This window comes from Flavobacterium sp. ACN2 (assembly GCF_002303885.1).
GTDB lineage: Bacteria > Bacteroidota > Bacteroidia > Flavobacteriales > Flavobacteriaceae > Flavobacterium.
The window spans coordinates 111887-128054 of sequence record NZ_MRCM01000014.1 but is presented as its reverse complement, the minus strand read 5'-3'; the positions used below and the strand labels follow the sequence as shown (position 1 = coordinate 128054).

The following is a 16168-nucleotide window of genomic DNA, read 5'->3' as shown; positions in this document are numbered from 1 at the left end:
TTTGTATTCTATTTTAAAACAGGCCAGAAATCGGCATCCCATTTAATTTCTCTAACCACTAATCTTGGCGTTCCATTGGACTTTTTTTCATAAGCATGATAAAACATATAATCTTTTCCGTCAAAAGTATAAGCACTGTTATGGCCTACGCCAAAGTAATTTTCATCCCCTTCAACTACTAAACTTCCTCCACCTTGATCGAGTTGTTTCCCTTCTTTATCCAAATAAGGTCCTGCTACATTTTTTGATCTTCCAACAACCACTTTGTAAGTGCTTTTTTCTCCGCGACAGCATAAATCCCAAGAAAGAAATTGATAATAGTATCCGTTTTTCTTAAAAATGAAAGGAGCTTCCAGCGCGCCATCTCCCGGATCTGAGTCTGCTAATTCAAAAGATCTTTTGCGTTTTGCAATCGTATGCCATTCCTGAGGTTCTGCAATCGATTTTAAATCGGGATTTAATTTTACCAATTTCAATCCTTCCCAAAAAGAACCGAAAGAAAGCCAAGGCGTGTTGTTTTCATCAAAAATTAGATTCGGATCAATAGCGTTCCACAGATCTCTGTTTGGTTGTGATTGAATGACAATTCCGTGATCAACCCATTTGTAATTTTTATCTTTTGGATCTAAAGTTGTATTAGTCGCAACGCCAATCGCCGATGTGTTTTTGGCGAAAGCCGAAACTGAATAATACAGATAATAGGTATTGTTGTGAAATGAAATATCTGGCGCCCAAATATGATTTTTAAAATCGGCCGCAACGCCATCTGCCCAAACTGGTTTTTCTTTGAAAACTTGTGGTTCTTTGTTCCATTTTTTTAAATCTTTCGAGCTAAAAACACTGATTCCGTTCCCTGTACAATACAAATAATAAGTGTCTTTTTGCTTAATAACAACAGGATCGTGTACGACAATTTCCTGCGCCATAATCACCGAAGTTGTCAGCATCAAAAAAATTGAAATTGTATATTTTATGTTTTTGTAAACCATATAAGTGATTTAAGTAAGTTTAAGTTTTGGCTAAATGAGAACTGCTTTAGATAATATAAATCAAACTGTAACGGAGCACTAAAAACCTCAAGACTGAACACTAAAAAAACTGAACACTGAACACTAAAATTTACTGTATTCCTTCAGATGTCATTACGACACGTTTCATTGTTCCGTCTTTGTTATAAAATAATTTATCTACACAAACAGATCTTCTAAAACTTCCTCCATGTGGTTTTGATGCTCCGTTATGATAAATGAAATACGATTGTCCTTTAAAATCAATTATAGATTGATGATTGGTGTTACTGTTTCCTGCTAATTCATTCAGAATTCCTTTAAACTCCCAAGGTCCAGTAATGGATTTGCTCATGGCGTAGGCAATTTTTTCAGGAAACTCATAAGCGTATGACAAATAGTACCAGCCGTTATGCTTATGAATCCATGGTGCTTCAGTGAAATTTGGTAATTTTATGTGATAAATTTCTCCGTCTATTTCAGTCATATTTTCTTTTAATTTGGCGTAATGACAGGCTGTGTTCCCCCAAAATAAATACGCTTGTCCGTCAGTATCAATAAAAACAGTCGGATCGATATCGTCCCAGCTTATATCACTAAACTTGGTCATATCGTTGGTGATTAATGCTTTTCCCAATGCATCTTTAAAAGGTCCAAGCGGATTATCTGCAACCGCAACTCCAATCGATTTTCCTGGAACAGTTCCATGTTCAACCGTTACGTACCAATAAAATTTTCCATTTCTTTCTATTACCTGCGAAGCCCATGCGTCACTTTTTGCCCATTTAAAATCGGTTACTTTCAATGGCACAGGGTGAGATTCCCATTTTTTCATATCAGAAGAAGAATACACCAGCCATTCATTCATTTTATAAAAGTTAAAATCGTTTGGCGCTTCATCATGACCTGCATACAAATACACTTTGTCTTGGTAAACCAATGCTGCAGGATCTCCTGTATATTTATCTGTAATAATGGGGTTGTTGAATTTTACAGATTGTGCTGTTCCCACAATTGATAAAAGCAAAACAGAAAGGTTTATAAATAGGTTTTTCATTTGTTGTTATTTTTTGCCACGAATTGTACCAATTTTCTCGAATTACATTTGCGAATTGCTTCGCCTATTCGCTATCGCTCGGGTCGTGACTTATTTTCTCTCGCAGATTATGCAGATTGAGCAGATTTTTTTAATTTTTTTAATTCTTTAATCTGTGGCTATTCTTTAAAAATTGGAATTTTCTAGTTTATTTTTTTACCCCAAACCGCTATTCCAGCACTATTAATTCCGGTGTAACTTAAAGTCACTTTTCTGGTTGCCGATTCCCAATCCCAGGCATCAATTACGTTGCATTTCACTCCGTTTATGGTAGCAATTTTTTTTGCAGGATCGTAAGACCAAGTGCCTGTTATATCACCACTTACTTTTTTGTCGGCAGTTAAAAAAATCGTAACCGCTTTCTGCATGGTTTTGTACTGATAATTCATCGTAATTTGTTCCCATGTTCCAACCAGATTTCCTTCTGCAAAAGTCGTTGTTGGAACTCCAGCATAACGTTCTGGTTCTATTACAGGCCAGCCGTCTTCTGTCCATTGAATTCCATGCACATGTCCCATCATGACTGCATTTGAAACCGCAATTCCCGAAACTCCTTCTGGCAAACGTGCCTGCGAAGCATAAAACCATTGTTTTGTTTCTGGATTTTGAAAAACAGCGCAGTGCGCAAATCCAACCCAACCTGTATGATTTTTAAACTGATAGGGATGCGTTACCAACGGAAAACATTCTGCACCGTTTGTAATACTCATTCCAGTGTTGGTTACATAAGGACCAAGAATGTTTTTAGAACGCGCAACTCGTGTGTTATAAGCAACCGATAATTCGTCATAAGCCAGAAACAAATAATAATATTGCGTGTCTGGATTGTAGATAATTTCTGGTCCTTCAAGTGCTTGCCAACGATTTGTATTTACATTTCCACGACCCGCGATTCGAACTCCGTAATCGTCGATTGTTTTTAATTTATCTGGTTTTCCTGTTGTCGGATTTAGTTTTAAAGCTGCAATTCCAGAATGCCAAGAACCGTAAATTAAATATTGTTCACCTTCTGGGGTTTCAATAAAACTCGGATCAATGGCATTGAATTTAAAATAAGCATCCCAATCGTTTCCTCCATTTCTAACATAACTTTTTACGCCGTCAGGTTCTGAGCAGACTACCATTCCTTTATCAACCCAATTATTAGAAGCCAAATCTGTTGTTTCAGCCAAACCAATAAAAGCACGTTCTGTCCAAGAAGTATTGGTGTCTGTTCCAGTAATGGGATTGGTTACGACGATGCTGTAATACATTCTGAAAACATTACCTACTTTTCGAACGCACGGTGCCCAAAATCCGTAATTTGGATTTTCTATCGGAGGAAGAGCTGGACTCATTCTGGCTCTTTTATTATTTAAAGAATCTTTTACCCAAGCTGGAGCCTGAGCCATTGAAGATCCCATAAATTCCCAATTGATTAAATCTTTTGATCTTCTGTAAAAAAAATGTCCGTTACCCTCATGTGCGTTTCCGTACGAAGCATCGGTTTGGTACATATAATAGTATTCTCCCGATTTTTCGACTGACGGATCATGTACATTTGCCAGATTCCATTGTGATCTAGTGTTCCAACTTGCAAATGCAGTATAATTATCTGCATAAGTTGGCCCTGCAAATGTTGGCGTTACCACTGGAGGTGTCACCACAGGATCTGGATCTGGGGTTTCTACCGCTGGATCATCTTTGGAACAGCTTGCCATTAGAATTGCGGCTACAAAAAATCCGATGGGAGAAATGGTTTTCAAAATGAAGTTTTTCTTTTTCATCTGCTTCTATTTTATTTTCCTTCTAAAACCACAACTGAAAAAGGAGGAATAGTAATTTCCAATTTTCCTTTTTTGTTTTCGAAACCTTTAAAAGCTGCTGGAACAATTTTACTTGGGTTTTCAAATGAATTGTAATCTTGTAATTTAGCCGATGTTATAACCGTTCCTGTGAAGTTTTTCACACCTAAATCTTTTATATCAATTTCGATTTTGTTTTTGTTTTTTGCATCCACATTCACTAATGAAATATGAACTGCGCCATTTTTATCTTTTGATGCTGAAACCGAAACCGCAGGAAGTTTTTCTCCATTAAAAGTGTATGATGGTGATTCGAAATTTACTGGCAATAGCTTCGCATCTTGATGCACGCTGTACATTTTTATTACATGATACGTTGGCGTTACAATCATTTTAGCTTTGTCTGTAAGGATTACAGCTTGTAAAACGTTAACACATTGTGCTAGGTTTGCCATACGAACACGATCTGCATGGTTATTGAAAATGTTAAGAGTTGCTCCAGCTAAAACCGCATCACGCATGGTATTTTGCTGATACAAAAATCCTGGATTTGTTCCTTTTTCTACTTCGTACCAGCCTCCCCATTCGTCAACAATCATGGCTACTTTTTTCTCAGGATCGTACTTATCCATAATAGCAGAATGTTTCGTAACTAATTCTTCCATTTTTAGAGCCGACTGCATCGTTTTAAAATAGCCTTCTTCTGTAAAATTTCTATCATCTCCTTTTTTACCCCAGTCAATTACAGCATAATGATGAACTCCAACTCCGCCTAACATATTTAGCGGAATTCCTTTCATTAAAACTTCTGTCCAATTGTAATCTGCACTGTTTGATCCAGAAGCAATTCTTGTGATTCCTCCCGTATTTTCCCAGTCAGACATGAAAGTCGCATATTTACGGTATTCTCCTGCATAATATTCTGCCGTCATATTTCCTCCACATCCCCAAGCTTCATTTCCAATTCCCCAATACTTTACTTTCCAAGGTTCTTTTCTTCCATTTTTAGCACGTAAATCACTCATCGGACTTTTACCGCTGAAGTTCGTATACTGAACCCAGTCTGCTAATTCTTGAACCGTTCCGCTTCCTACATTTCCAGATAAATAAGGTTCTGCTCCAAGAAGTTCACACATGTTCAAGAAATCGTGTGTTCCAAAACTGTTATCTTCAGTAACTCCGCCCCACCATTTGTTTACAATATTTGGTCTTTGTTCTTGTGGCCCGATTCCATCTTTCCAATGGTAAGTATCAGCGAAACAGCCTCCTGGCCATCTTAAATTTGGGATTTTTAAATCTTTTAAAGCCGCAATAATATCATTTCTTACTCCTTTTGTATTTGGAATTTTCGAAGTATCTCCCACAAAAAATCCTCCGTAAATACAACGCCCTAAATGCTCTGCAAAATGACCGTAAATATTTTTGTCAATTGTTGGCGCATCGGCCGTATTTTTAATGGTGATTGTGGTTTGCGCAAAATTCAGCTGACTGCAAAACGAAATAAGAAATGTGATTAAAAGTGCTTTTTTCATAGTGGTTTTTATTGTAGAGGAAAGCCCGAAAACTTTCCTCTGAATTTTAATTTTTTAATAAGAAAGTGTCGGCCATCCTGATGACCAAGTAAAGTATACAATTTCGAGTTTTGGATTTCCGCTGTCGGCTCCGTCATAATAATGAACCGCTCCCTTTTGCGTTCCTGTAATTCTTGACAAATGCCCTGGACCGATATAATTTCCTTGTGAAGCCAGAACGGTTGTTCCGCCGCCGCTTTTTAGAGATACTCCGTTTTTATCCACAAAAGGCCCAAACGGACTTGTAGAACGCCCAACTACAATATAATAGGTGCTGTTAACTCCATTACAGCAAGTTCCTCGGTTTACAAATAAGTAATAATAGCTTCCTTCTTTAATTAAACAAGGAGCCTCCCAAGATGCACTGTTTCCGCCAGCAACAATGGTTCTGCTTCCTGTTGTTTTTCCTGTCGAAGGATTAATTTGAATTACACCAATACCAGCATGCCATGAACCGTAAGCCATATAGACATTGCTTCCATCTACTAAAATTGACGGATCGATTGCATTAACATCTGATGCTGATGAAGAAGAAACAACAACTCCTCTGTCTGTCCATGTTGTTCCCGCGCTTTGCGAAATGGCTGGTGTTGTAACCAGTCCGATTGCAGAAGTGGCTGAACCAAATGTAGAACAGGAATAGTACATATTCCATCTGTTATTAAACCAAGCAACATCTGGCGCCCAAAAGGTCTTAACGAACCCTGGAACATATCCTGTAATCCAACTTGGCGTTGATGAAAACACCGATGTTCCCCAAGCCCAGCTTGTTAGATTTGTTGAATAGGTAACTGGAATATTATCTCCTGTAGTAAAAACATAATAATTAACACCACTTTTTACAATCGTACTTGGATCATGTGATGGCACATTTCCGCTGACTGTTTTTGCTGTTAAATTGGTAACCTTTGAATCCTCTGCATTTACAACTGCTGTTGTTCCTTCTTGTGTTGGGACAATATCTTCATTTTGACAACTCCCAAATAATATCGCTAATAAAATCAAACTTGTAATTGTTTTCATTATTCTAATTTTAGTTACTGTTAAAAATTACTTCTCTTGTATTCCAAATTCTAAGGCATAATATTATAGTCTCAGTTTTCAGTTACAGTATACAGTGAGACTGTGAGTGAAAACCGAGAGTGAAAACTTAATAACTGTCGTTTTGAACAGTTCCCGGGTTGTTATCCATTTCTAATTGTGGAATTGGGAAATATTCTCTTCCTGCTGTATAAGAATTAAACTCTGCATCTCTTGCTTTTAACCAAGCTAATTTAGCAGGGTCTTGAAGCCATCCCCAACGGCGGATATCGTCAAAACGGTGTCCTTCTAGAGGAAATTCTAAAAATCTTTCGTGACCAATCTGCTCTCTCATTTGCGCTTGAGACAATCCTGGTTTTGCAGTGGCTAAATCAGGAAGATTTACTCTGTCTCTTACCATTTGAATGTAAGTATAAGCTCCTTGAGTATCGCCTGTTTCATTTAAACATTCAGCATACATTAAAAGAACATCGGCATATCTTAATAAACGCTCATTGATTCCGGAACGCCAATCGTATTCGTCTGCAAATTGTCCGTCAGAGTTTTGGTATTTTCTGCAGAATAAATCATTTAAATCGGCTGGACTTGAAGCATAGAATGTGGCAAAATCTTTTCCGTACAATTGCATTCCGCCTGGTTTATTGTAAAAAATAGTAGCATCTAGACGAGGATCATCTTGTCCTGTTTTTGTTTTTTCTTCTTTAAATTCATTAAACAATGCCCAAGTTGGCTGAACGTCTGTCCATCCAAAAGCACGTGGTGCATAGGTAATGGCTCTTGCAGATGTTTTTCCCCATCCAGAAGCAGGAGCACCTCCCCAACCTAAATCGACACCTCCGGCATCACGGCTAAATTGCACTTCAAAAAGAGATTCTGAATTGTTTTCGTTTGCTGTTGTGAAGTTATCACGGTAATTTGCGACCAAAGAATAAACTCCTAAATCTATTACTTGCTTAAACGTTGTTTTAGCATTTGTAAAATCTTTTGTAAACAAATAGGCTTTTCCTAAATATCCTAACGCTGCCCCTTTAGTTGCACGTCCTTTTTGTCCTCCATCTAATCCTGAAAGGCCAACATAAGAATTTGGAAGTAATTCTGCTGCTGCTTTAAAGTCTGCAATAACTTGTGCCCAGCCTTCGTCTTGTGTTTTTTGAGGATAATAAACCGCTAATTCTGTTGGAAGAGGCACATTCTTAAACATGTTTACTGCATGAAAAAAGTACAATCCTCTTAAGAAATAAGCTTGTCCTATAATTCTGTTTTTTAAAGCTTCGTCTTCAAATTCAATTCCGGGTACATTTGTCAATACTTGATTGGCACGGTAAATACCTTGATAATAAGTTTCGTAAGCCCATCCATAAATCGCTGCATCTGCAACATTTGAATTAAAGTGCCCCACATTATACATTGATGCCCAAGGGCTGTTTGTACGAGAATCATCTGCTTTTGCATCTAACAATAATGGTGTACTTCTCATGTAAGTTCCATCTGTTAATAAACTTCCGTAAGCAGCATTTACACCTTGCAATGCATCTTCATCTGTTTTCCAAAAGTTATCGACTGAATCATTATTTGGATCTAGTTGAGTCAAATCTTCGTTATCCACACAGCTTGTGGTTACCAAGGCTAGTGAAAGGAAAACGGTTATATAGCTAAAAAATTTAGATTTCATTTTAATACGTTTTAATGGTTAGACCTGGTTAGAAGCTTACTTCTACTCCTAAAGAAATTGTTCTTGGATTTGGAAAAGATCCTGCATCATATCCTCTTGAAAGTAATCCGTCACTGTTAAAGTCAGGATCATATCCTTTATATTTAGAGATAATCAACAGATTTTGACCATTTAGGTAAACCTTAGCTTTTTCAATAAATTTATCTTTTATCGGGATGTTATACCCGATTTCCATTGTTTGCAGTTTCACATAATCACCGCTTTCAATAAATCTGTTTGAATCTCTGCTGTTTCCATTTGGATCTCCAATAACTGGAGCCGGAATATTGGTATTGGTATTCGTTGGTGTCCAATAATTTAACTCATCTGTATGATGGTTTGTATATTGTCCGATCATCAAATTGCGGTACATTGCATTAAATACTTTGTTACCTCCCGCTCCTTGCCAAAACATAGAGAAATCAAAGTTAGAATAAGAAGCACTGAAATTGAATCCGAAGCCATATTTAGGAATTGTTACTCCCTGGAAAGTTCTATCTGCATCTGTAATTATTCCGTCGCCATTTACATCTCTAAATTTCACGTCTCCAGGAGCTGCACCCGTTTGAGTTGGAGAAGCCGCAACTTCAGCTGCATTTTGGAAAATTCCAACTGCTTCCCAAGCAAACATTTCTCCAACAGATCTTCCTACTTCAGTTTTAGAAACTGCTCCGTAGATCGGATTTCCGTTTACACCGATTTTAGTAACTTCATTTTTCAGTGTTCCAAAGTTTGCAGAAATATCATATTTAAATTTATGATGATGATTGCTGTAAGCTGCTGTAAACTCAACCCCTGAGTTTTTCATTGATCCTGCATTTGTGGTAACACTTGCTGGAAATGCCCCTGTAGAAAACGGAAGCGGAACGCCTAACAATAAATCATCTGATTTTTTTACAAAGTATTCTGCTGTAAACTGTAAATCATTGTTTAAAAAACCTAATTCGATACCTACGTTTGAGTTTGTAGATTTTTCCCATTTTACATTAGGGTCCAGTGCCGCAACTACAGTTGTTCCTGGAGCGAGCTCATTATTAAAATCATAACCTGCAAAACTGTTTACCGTTGAAGCAAAGAAATATTGCGAAATAGTATTATTTCCTAATGTCCCGTAACCTCCTCTAAGTTTAATATTGCTTATCCATTCTGGCAATGTCCAGAATTTTTCGTTACTAAGTTTCCATCCTCCTGAAAAAGAGTAAAAGTTTGCCGAATTATTTTTTTCACTAAAAAGAGACGTTTTATCTTGTCTAAAGTTAGCCTGCACTAAATATCTATCATCATAAGAATAATTTAATCTACTGATGTATGATATTCCTGTAATCGTAAATTTATATTCAGATGCATTTCTAGCATCAGCATATTGAAGCATCGGAATGTCGTTTGGAGTGTAACCTACACCTCTTGAATTATATCTGTGATAATCTCTTTTTTCCTGAATCCAACCTGCAAGAGCGTCAATTTTATGCTTCCCAAGAGTCACTTCATAAGTTAACAAATTATTCAAAAACGTTCTTAGCTCATTTCCTGTTTCAACATCTAGAGATGCTTCGTCATTTGTAGTAATATAATACCATCCTAAATCACTTGGTGGAATAAATTTTCTATTTTCCCAATCAGTTCTATCGTAACTTACATCCAGTTTGTATTTAAGACCTTTAACGATTTCTACTTCTCCCCAAACATCTCCAATAAAACGGTTTCTTTTTCCATTATTATCAATCAGATTGTTGTATCCAATAGGATTCATAGAAATTGCTCTCTGAGTCAGATTGTCTGTACCTCCATAACCACCAAGTCTGTTTGCATCATAAACGGGCATAGTCGGAATAGCTCCTAAAATATCACTTACAACCGTTTGACCTGCATTGTATTCATTAAAAATTTCCTTATCAGATTGTGTATAAGCTATTTTTGCACCGTATTTAAATTTTCCTTTTTTACCATTTAAATTTAAATTGGTAGACAATCTCTCATAGTCCTGAGGTGTTTTAATGTAACTTGTATTTTTAAAATAGTCAACATTAAAGCTGTAAGCAATACTTTCTGCACCTCCTGTAAATGTCAAGGCTTGATTTTGTACAACACCAGTCTGAAAAGATTCTTTCTGCCAATCTGTATCAACATTTGATATGTACGATGCACTATTTGGGTCATTTCCTGGAGCAATGCTTACTGGAACGCCTGCTCTAATATCTCTGTTTCTTTCGGCCTCGCTAGTAATTTTCTGGTAACCAACGCGATCTGTAACATCCCACTTTTTAGCAACATTTTGAAGACCTACAATAGACTTGAATTTAATGTCCATTTTGCCTTGCTTACCTTTTTTAGTCGTAATAATTACAACACCATTTGCACCGCGAACACCATAAATAGCAGCCGATGATGCATCTTTTAAAACCTGCATAGATTCTATTTCTCCTGGGGCAAAATCATAAGGTGAATCGACCATAATTCCGTCGATTACAAAAAGTGGATTATTGTTGCTAAATGAAGTTATACCTCTAATCTTCACATTAACAAAGCCTCCCGGTTCTCCTGAAGATTGTACAGTAACACCTGGCACTTGTCCTTGAAGCATTTTTGCGGCATCATACGTAACTACTTTTTTAGCCGATTCTAAGTTAACAACACTTACAGAACCTGTTAAATCTGATTTCTTTTGAGTTCCGTAACCAATAACAACTACCTCATTAAGTTTATTAGTGTCTTCGCCCAACGCCACATCAATTTTAGACTGGCTTCCTACGACTATCTCTTTGTTCTGAAATCCTATAAATGAAAAAACTAAAACATCATTTGTGGATGCTTTAATCGAATACTCTCCATCAAATCCAGTTGTAGCAACTGTTTTGGTTCCTTTTATTATAATGTTTACACCCGGCAAAGGAAGATTGTCTTGCGCCGATGTAACAACCCCTGTTATCGTTTTGCCTTGAGCAGACATCTGATTAACAGAAAATAATAGCATTAATACTGCTAAAATCCAATTTGTTTTTGGCAATAGAAAATTGCAATACAAAAGTAATTTTTGTTTTGTAATCATAATGGTTTAGTTAAGATTGGTTAGTGGTTTAGTTAATAAGTGTTAATCTTACATTTGTAAATTTAACTAAAAAAAAATCATGTAAACAAATTAATATCACAAAAAAAGAGCTCGAAAAAAACACATATCGCAAATTAAGTGTCAAATTAACATTTAAAAATTCAAGGTTTTTTCAAAAAAACTGCTGTTTTAATGATTTTAATTGTGTAAAAAATACACTTTTACTGAAAAAGTCGTTTTATAATCAAAAAAAGAGGGGAATAAAAAAAAGTATAAATAATCTGTTTTTTAATGTTTTGAATTCAAAAAAAAGATTGTTTTGTAGGTAAAAGATTGTTTATTTTTGAGTGTTTTTGACTAAACAGAACCTATTTTTATAAAAAACTATCCTTGACTGTCCTGTTTTTTTCTTAAAAAAATCTTAAAAAGACAATTTGTATGTTATTTTTATGTAAAAAGTAGCTTTTTTAACTATACATTTGAGTAGTTAATTATGTAAGTGTGAAATCTACATTAATAAATTATGATACGTTTTAAGAAGTTCATATATTTACCCATCCAAATTAATAATATATGCTAAATAGTTATAGCTCTGCTGATAAAGTTTTACTGGCAGTAGACTGCATCATTTTCGGATTCGACAATGACGGTCTAAAAATCCTTTTAATTCAAAGAGATTTTGAGCCAGAAAAAGGAAAATGGTCCTTAATTGGAGGTTTTCTAAAACGCGATGAAGTCTTAGATGCTGCCGCAACCAGAATCTTAAATACCTATACAGGTCTTAACGATATTTATATGGAGCAACTTCATGCTTACAGTGAAATTGATCGTGACCCTGTAGAAAGAACCATCTCGGTTTCTTATTTCGCGTTAATTAACATCGAAAACCACAATGCAGAATTGATCCAGAATTACCACGCTGAATGGTTCCCGATTAACGACGCTCCAAACTTAATTTTTGACCATAACGAAATGGTTCAAAATGCGATTAAGAGGCTTCGATATAAAACTTCTGTAAAACCAATTGGTTTTGAATTGCTTCCGGAGAAATTCACCATGCGTCAGCTTTTAGAACTGTACGAAGCTATTTTGAGCAAAGAATTGGACAAAAGAAATTTCATCAGTAAAATAAACTCTCTGGAAATTCTAAATAAACTAGAAGAAAAAGATATGCAGTCTTCTCGAAAAGGTTCTTATTTATATACCTTCAACAAAGAAAAATATGAAGAAAAACTACTCAATAATTTTGTATTGAATTTATAAACTGTATTTATTCTCGCAGATTTAGAAGATTTGGCTGATTTTATAAAAGAAATCCCCTGCATCTGCTAAATCTGCGGGAGAAATTTATAACGAATTACGCAATATAAGAGCAGATCTATTTTCGATCTGCTCTTTTGTTCCTTTTAAAACCATATCGGCCAGAATTTTTCCCATCAATTCAAAATTGGTTGAAATGGTGGTAATTCCGTTTGCGGCAATTTTCTTCAATGGAGTTTCATTGTAGGATATAATTCCGAAATCTTCTCCCAATTTTAAATTTCTGCTCATTGCATTTTCTATAACCAAAAGCAAGTCACGATCATGCGGTATAATGTACAGATCTCCCAAAGCAATAGATTGATTGCCGAAATCTGAAATAATTTCATAATCAAAACCATAAGTCTGGCAAAACGACTCAAACCCTAATTTCATTCCTGGAGGTTCTCTAAAACCAGGGAAAATTAAAATCAGTTTCTTGTATTTTGATAATCGCGATTTGCCTTTCATCAAACCTTCAAAGATATCTTTTTGGTGATTTTGATAAATTGCGGGAAACATTTTTAAGTCCGGATTGGTCTGATCCAAAATAATTACGTCGCTTACTGGTAGGGTTTTTATAGAATCGACGATATCGTTTAAGTTCGTCGGCATAATAATGTATTTTGTATAATTTCCGTTGCTGTCATTTAACAGCTTTTTGAAAACTTGAACATTAAAGTGGTGAAAAAAAATATCGACTTGAACATTTTTTCCAATGTTTTTTAAAAACGAATTATAAATATCTTCTTTAAAAATATTCAACTCATCAAAAAGCAAAAAAACCTTCTGAGTTATAGTGATTTCAACGCTTTTAACGTAATATCCCTTTCCTGGAATAGCGTAAATGATTCCTCTTTTCTTCAATTCGTCATACGCCAATAATACCGTATCACGAGATAAAGAAAAAGCCAGACAGACTTTATTTACCGACGGAAGCCTATCGCCTTTAATCAAATTTCCTTCTTCAATCGCTTTTTCGATTGAAAGAATAATCTGCTTATATTTTGGCAGACCGATGTTATTGTGAATTGAAATAATGTTCATAATAAAAGTCATTTTGACTATAAATAGCAAAAACTGGTAGGTACTGGTATGCAAAAATAATAAATGTTTCTATTTTTGGATTTCATTTTTGGTAAAATTTTTATGGAAATAAAACACATATCGCATTTAAAAGAGACTCACAATTGCAAATTATTTGGTTTAATGCCCAATAAGGAAGAAATTTATTCTTTTGATTTGGTTAATAAAAATGGAATGAAAGTTCAGATCATCAATTATGGTGCAACTGTAACTTCAATCCAAATTCCGGTAAACGGAAAATTAACAGATGTTGTATTAGGGTTTGATAATTTAGAATCGTATTTAGAATCATACAATTTACCAAGTGCTCCATATTTCGGAACTACTGTGGGTCGTTATGCAGGTCGTATTCATAATGCAACTTTTAGCCTTGACGATAAAAAGTTTCAGCTAGACGGAAACAACAACGGCAACACGCTTCACGGAGGAGTAATGGGATTTGGAAGAAAAGCATGGAGTGTTGTTAATGCAACTTCTGGCGAAAATCCTTCTATTACTTTTGCCCTTTTGAGCGAGCATTTAGACGAAAATTTTCCTGGAGAAATGACGGTTTATTTGACTTATACTTTGACCGAAGAAAATGAATTGAAGTTAGAATACAAAGCAACCTCAACAGAAGATACTATTATCAATTTGACGCATCATAGTTATTTTAATCTGGATGGACATGACGGAAATGTTTTAGAACAGCAAATGTTTATCAAATCGGCTAAAATGCTGGAAACCAATTCTGATAATATTCCAACAGGAAATTTTACTGATTTAACCAATCATGAATTTGATTTTAGAAATCCAAAAAGCTGTCCGTTTCCAATTGACAATTCTTTTGTGGTGAATTCTAAAACTGAAATCGTAGCGCAGTTAATCAGCTTAAAAAATAACCTAAGAATGAATGTTTATACCGATCAGCCAAGTGTACATATATATGTAGGCGGAAATTGTTTCGGAAAACTGAAAGGAAAAGAAAACGTTGATTATAATGCGCAAAGCGGAATTTGTTTTGAAACTCAAAATTTCCCAGATGCGCCAAATCATGCTCATTTTCCAAATGCAGTTTTGAAAAAAGGCGAGGAATACACGCAAAAAACACTTTACAAATTTGAAAGTTTAAATTAATATAATAACTGCTGGATAAAATAAAAATAATTTCATCCATCAAGTAAAATCTAATTGAATCTGCTGAAATCTTTTAAAATCTGCGTGAAATACTTTTGCCAAGATTTTTTCACGCAGATTTTAAAAGATTAAAGCTGATTTAGACAGATTTTGATTTAAGCTATAAGTAGTAGGTAGAATAAAAAAAATAATTTCACTCAACACATATAAAATTCCAAAAACCACAATACACTAACTATATAATGAATGATATTTTAATACAGAATACCGTTGCTTTTTTTGAGAAATCTTTCGGATCTTCTCCTCAAAAAACGGTACTTTCTCCAGGCAGAATCAACATCATTGGAGAACATATTGACTACAATGACGGTTATGTTTTGCCTGCTGCAATTGACAAAGTGATTTGCTTTGCTTTTGAAAAAAACAACACCAAAACTTCTAAAATAATTGCCATCGATTTGAATGAAGAATTCGAAATCGATTTGACTCAGGAAGTAAAACTGAGCGATGTGGTTTGGACCAATTACATTCGTGGCGTAATCAAACAATTGCAGGATAACGGATTTTCTTTTGAAGGTTTCAATTGTGTTTTCAGCAGTAATATTCCGGTTGGTTCTGGATTGTCTTCTTCTGCAGCTTTGGAATGCGGAATGATTTTCGGAATCAAATCGCTGTTTGATTTAAAAATTGAGAAAAAAGACATTTCATTATTAGGGCAAAAAGCAGAACATTGGGTTGGTATCAACTGCGGAATTATGGACCAATTTTCAAGCGTTCACGGTCTTGAAAATAAAGTGATCAAACTAGATTGCAACACTTTAGATTTTGAATATCACAATGCCGACTTCAAAGATTATTCTCTGATTTTATTTGATTCTAATGTAAAACATTCGCTTTTTACATCAGAATATAATACCAGAAGAATTGAATGTGAGGAAGGTTTATCTATCATAAAAAATCATTTCCCAGAAGTAAAAAGTTTCAGAGATTCTTCTGTAGAACAAGTTTTGAGCTTAAAGGATAAAATGACTGAAAAAGTTTTTGACCGAGTTCATTTTGTTGTAAAAGAAATCAACCGCGTTATCAAAGCTTGTGAAGCTTTAGACCAAGGAAACATTGAACTTTTAGGAGAACTGCTTTTTGAAACACATTATGGTTTATCTAAAGAATACGAGGTAAGCTGCGAAGAATTAGACATGCTTGTTGATACCGCAAAAGAAGATGATTCCATTATTGGTTCCCGACTTATGGGAGGTGGTTTTGGAGGATGCACTATCAATTTAGTTAAAAAAGGAAATGAAAATGAGGTAAAGCGTAAGTTCTCTAAACTTTATTTAGATACATTTGGAATTGAATTAAAATTCTATGATGTAAAAATCTCCAACGGAACAACGCTACTTTAAAACCACAA

Annotated in this window: 11 protein-coding genes; 3 read left to right on the top strand and 8 right to left on the bottom strand. The window is 35.2% G+C overall.

All coding sequences use genetic code 11. From position 1 onward, the window contains the following. Positions 1-8 precede the first annotated feature (8 nt). From BSF41_RS16865 to BSF41_RS16835, 7 genes are all read right to left on the bottom strand, one after another. Positions 9-989 carry an arabinan endo-1,5-alpha-L-arabinosidase gene (locus BSF41_RS16865; RefSeq protein ID WP_095930671.1) on the bottom strand — a complete coding sequence of 327 codons (981 nt, stop codon included), beginning with the start codon at positions 987-989 and terminating at the stop codon, positions 9-11. Positions 990-1119: 130 nt separating this feature from the next. Beyond that, positions 1120-2064: a glycoside hydrolase family 43 protein gene (locus BSF41_RS16860; protein WP_095930670.1), complete on the bottom strand. Its 945-nt coding sequence runs from the start codon at positions 2062-2064 to the stop codon at positions 1120-1122. Between the two features lie 182 nt (positions 2065-2246). Next, positions 2247-3869, bottom strand: a complete 1623-nt coding sequence (locus BSF41_RS16855) for an arabinan endo-1,5-alpha-L-arabinosidase (RefSeq protein ID WP_095930669.1) — start codon at positions 3867-3869, stop codon at positions 2247-2249. An 11-nt stretch (positions 3870-3880) separates the two neighbouring features. Then, positions 3881-5419, bottom strand: coding sequence for an alpha-N-arabinofuranosidase (locus tag BSF41_RS16850; protein WP_095930668.1), 1539 nt, complete (start codon positions 5417-5419; stop codon positions 3881-3883). A gap of 54 nt (positions 5420-5473) precedes the next feature. Then, on the bottom strand, positions 5474-6481 hold the full coding sequence (locus BSF41_RS16845) for an arabinan endo-1,5-alpha-L-arabinosidase (RefSeq protein WP_095930667.1): 1008 nt from the start codon (positions 6479-6481) through the stop codon (positions 5474-5476). A gap of 127 nt (positions 6482-6608) precedes the next feature. Then, a complete protein-coding gene (locus tag BSF41_RS16840; RefSeq protein WP_095930666.1) occupies positions 6609-8171 on the bottom strand; it encodes a RagB/SusD family nutrient uptake outer membrane protein in 1563 nt (520 codons plus the stop codon). 28 nt (positions 8172-8199) lie between these two features. Continuing rightward, a complete protein-coding gene (locus BSF41_RS16835; RefSeq protein ID WP_095930665.1) occupies positions 8200-11256 on the bottom strand; it encodes a TonB-dependent receptor in 3057 nt (1018 codons plus the stop codon). Between the two features lie 573 nt (positions 11257-11829). On the opposite strand from BSF41_RS16835, the gene BSF41_RS16830 reads away from it, so the two are divergent. Further along, positions 11830-12519: an NUDIX domain-containing protein gene (locus BSF41_RS16830; protein WP_095930664.1), complete on the top strand. Its 690-nt coding sequence runs from the start codon at positions 11830-11832 to the stop codon at positions 12517-12519. Between the two features lie 84 nt (positions 12520-12603). Here the strand turns inward: BSF41_RS16830 and BSF41_RS16825 are convergent, their stop codons facing one another. Next, positions 12604-13602, bottom strand: coding sequence for a GntR family transcriptional regulator (locus BSF41_RS16825; protein ID WP_095930704.1), 999 nt, complete (start codon positions 13600-13602; stop codon positions 12604-12606). Positions 13603-13704: 102 nt separating this feature from the next. Here BSF41_RS16825 and BSF41_RS16820 point away from each other — a divergent pair, with 102 nt between their 5' ends. Next, positions 13705-14757, top strand: a complete 1053-nt coding sequence (locus BSF41_RS16820; protein ID WP_095930663.1) for an aldose epimerase family protein — start codon at positions 13705-13707, stop codon at positions 14755-14757. Positions 14758-14999: 242 nt separating this feature from the next. Continuing rightward, a complete protein-coding gene (galK, locus tag BSF41_RS16815) occupies positions 15000-16160 on the top strand; it encodes a galactokinase (RefSeq protein WP_095930662.1) in 1161 nt (386 codons plus the stop codon). The last annotated feature ends 8 nt before the right edge of the window (positions 16161-16168 follow it).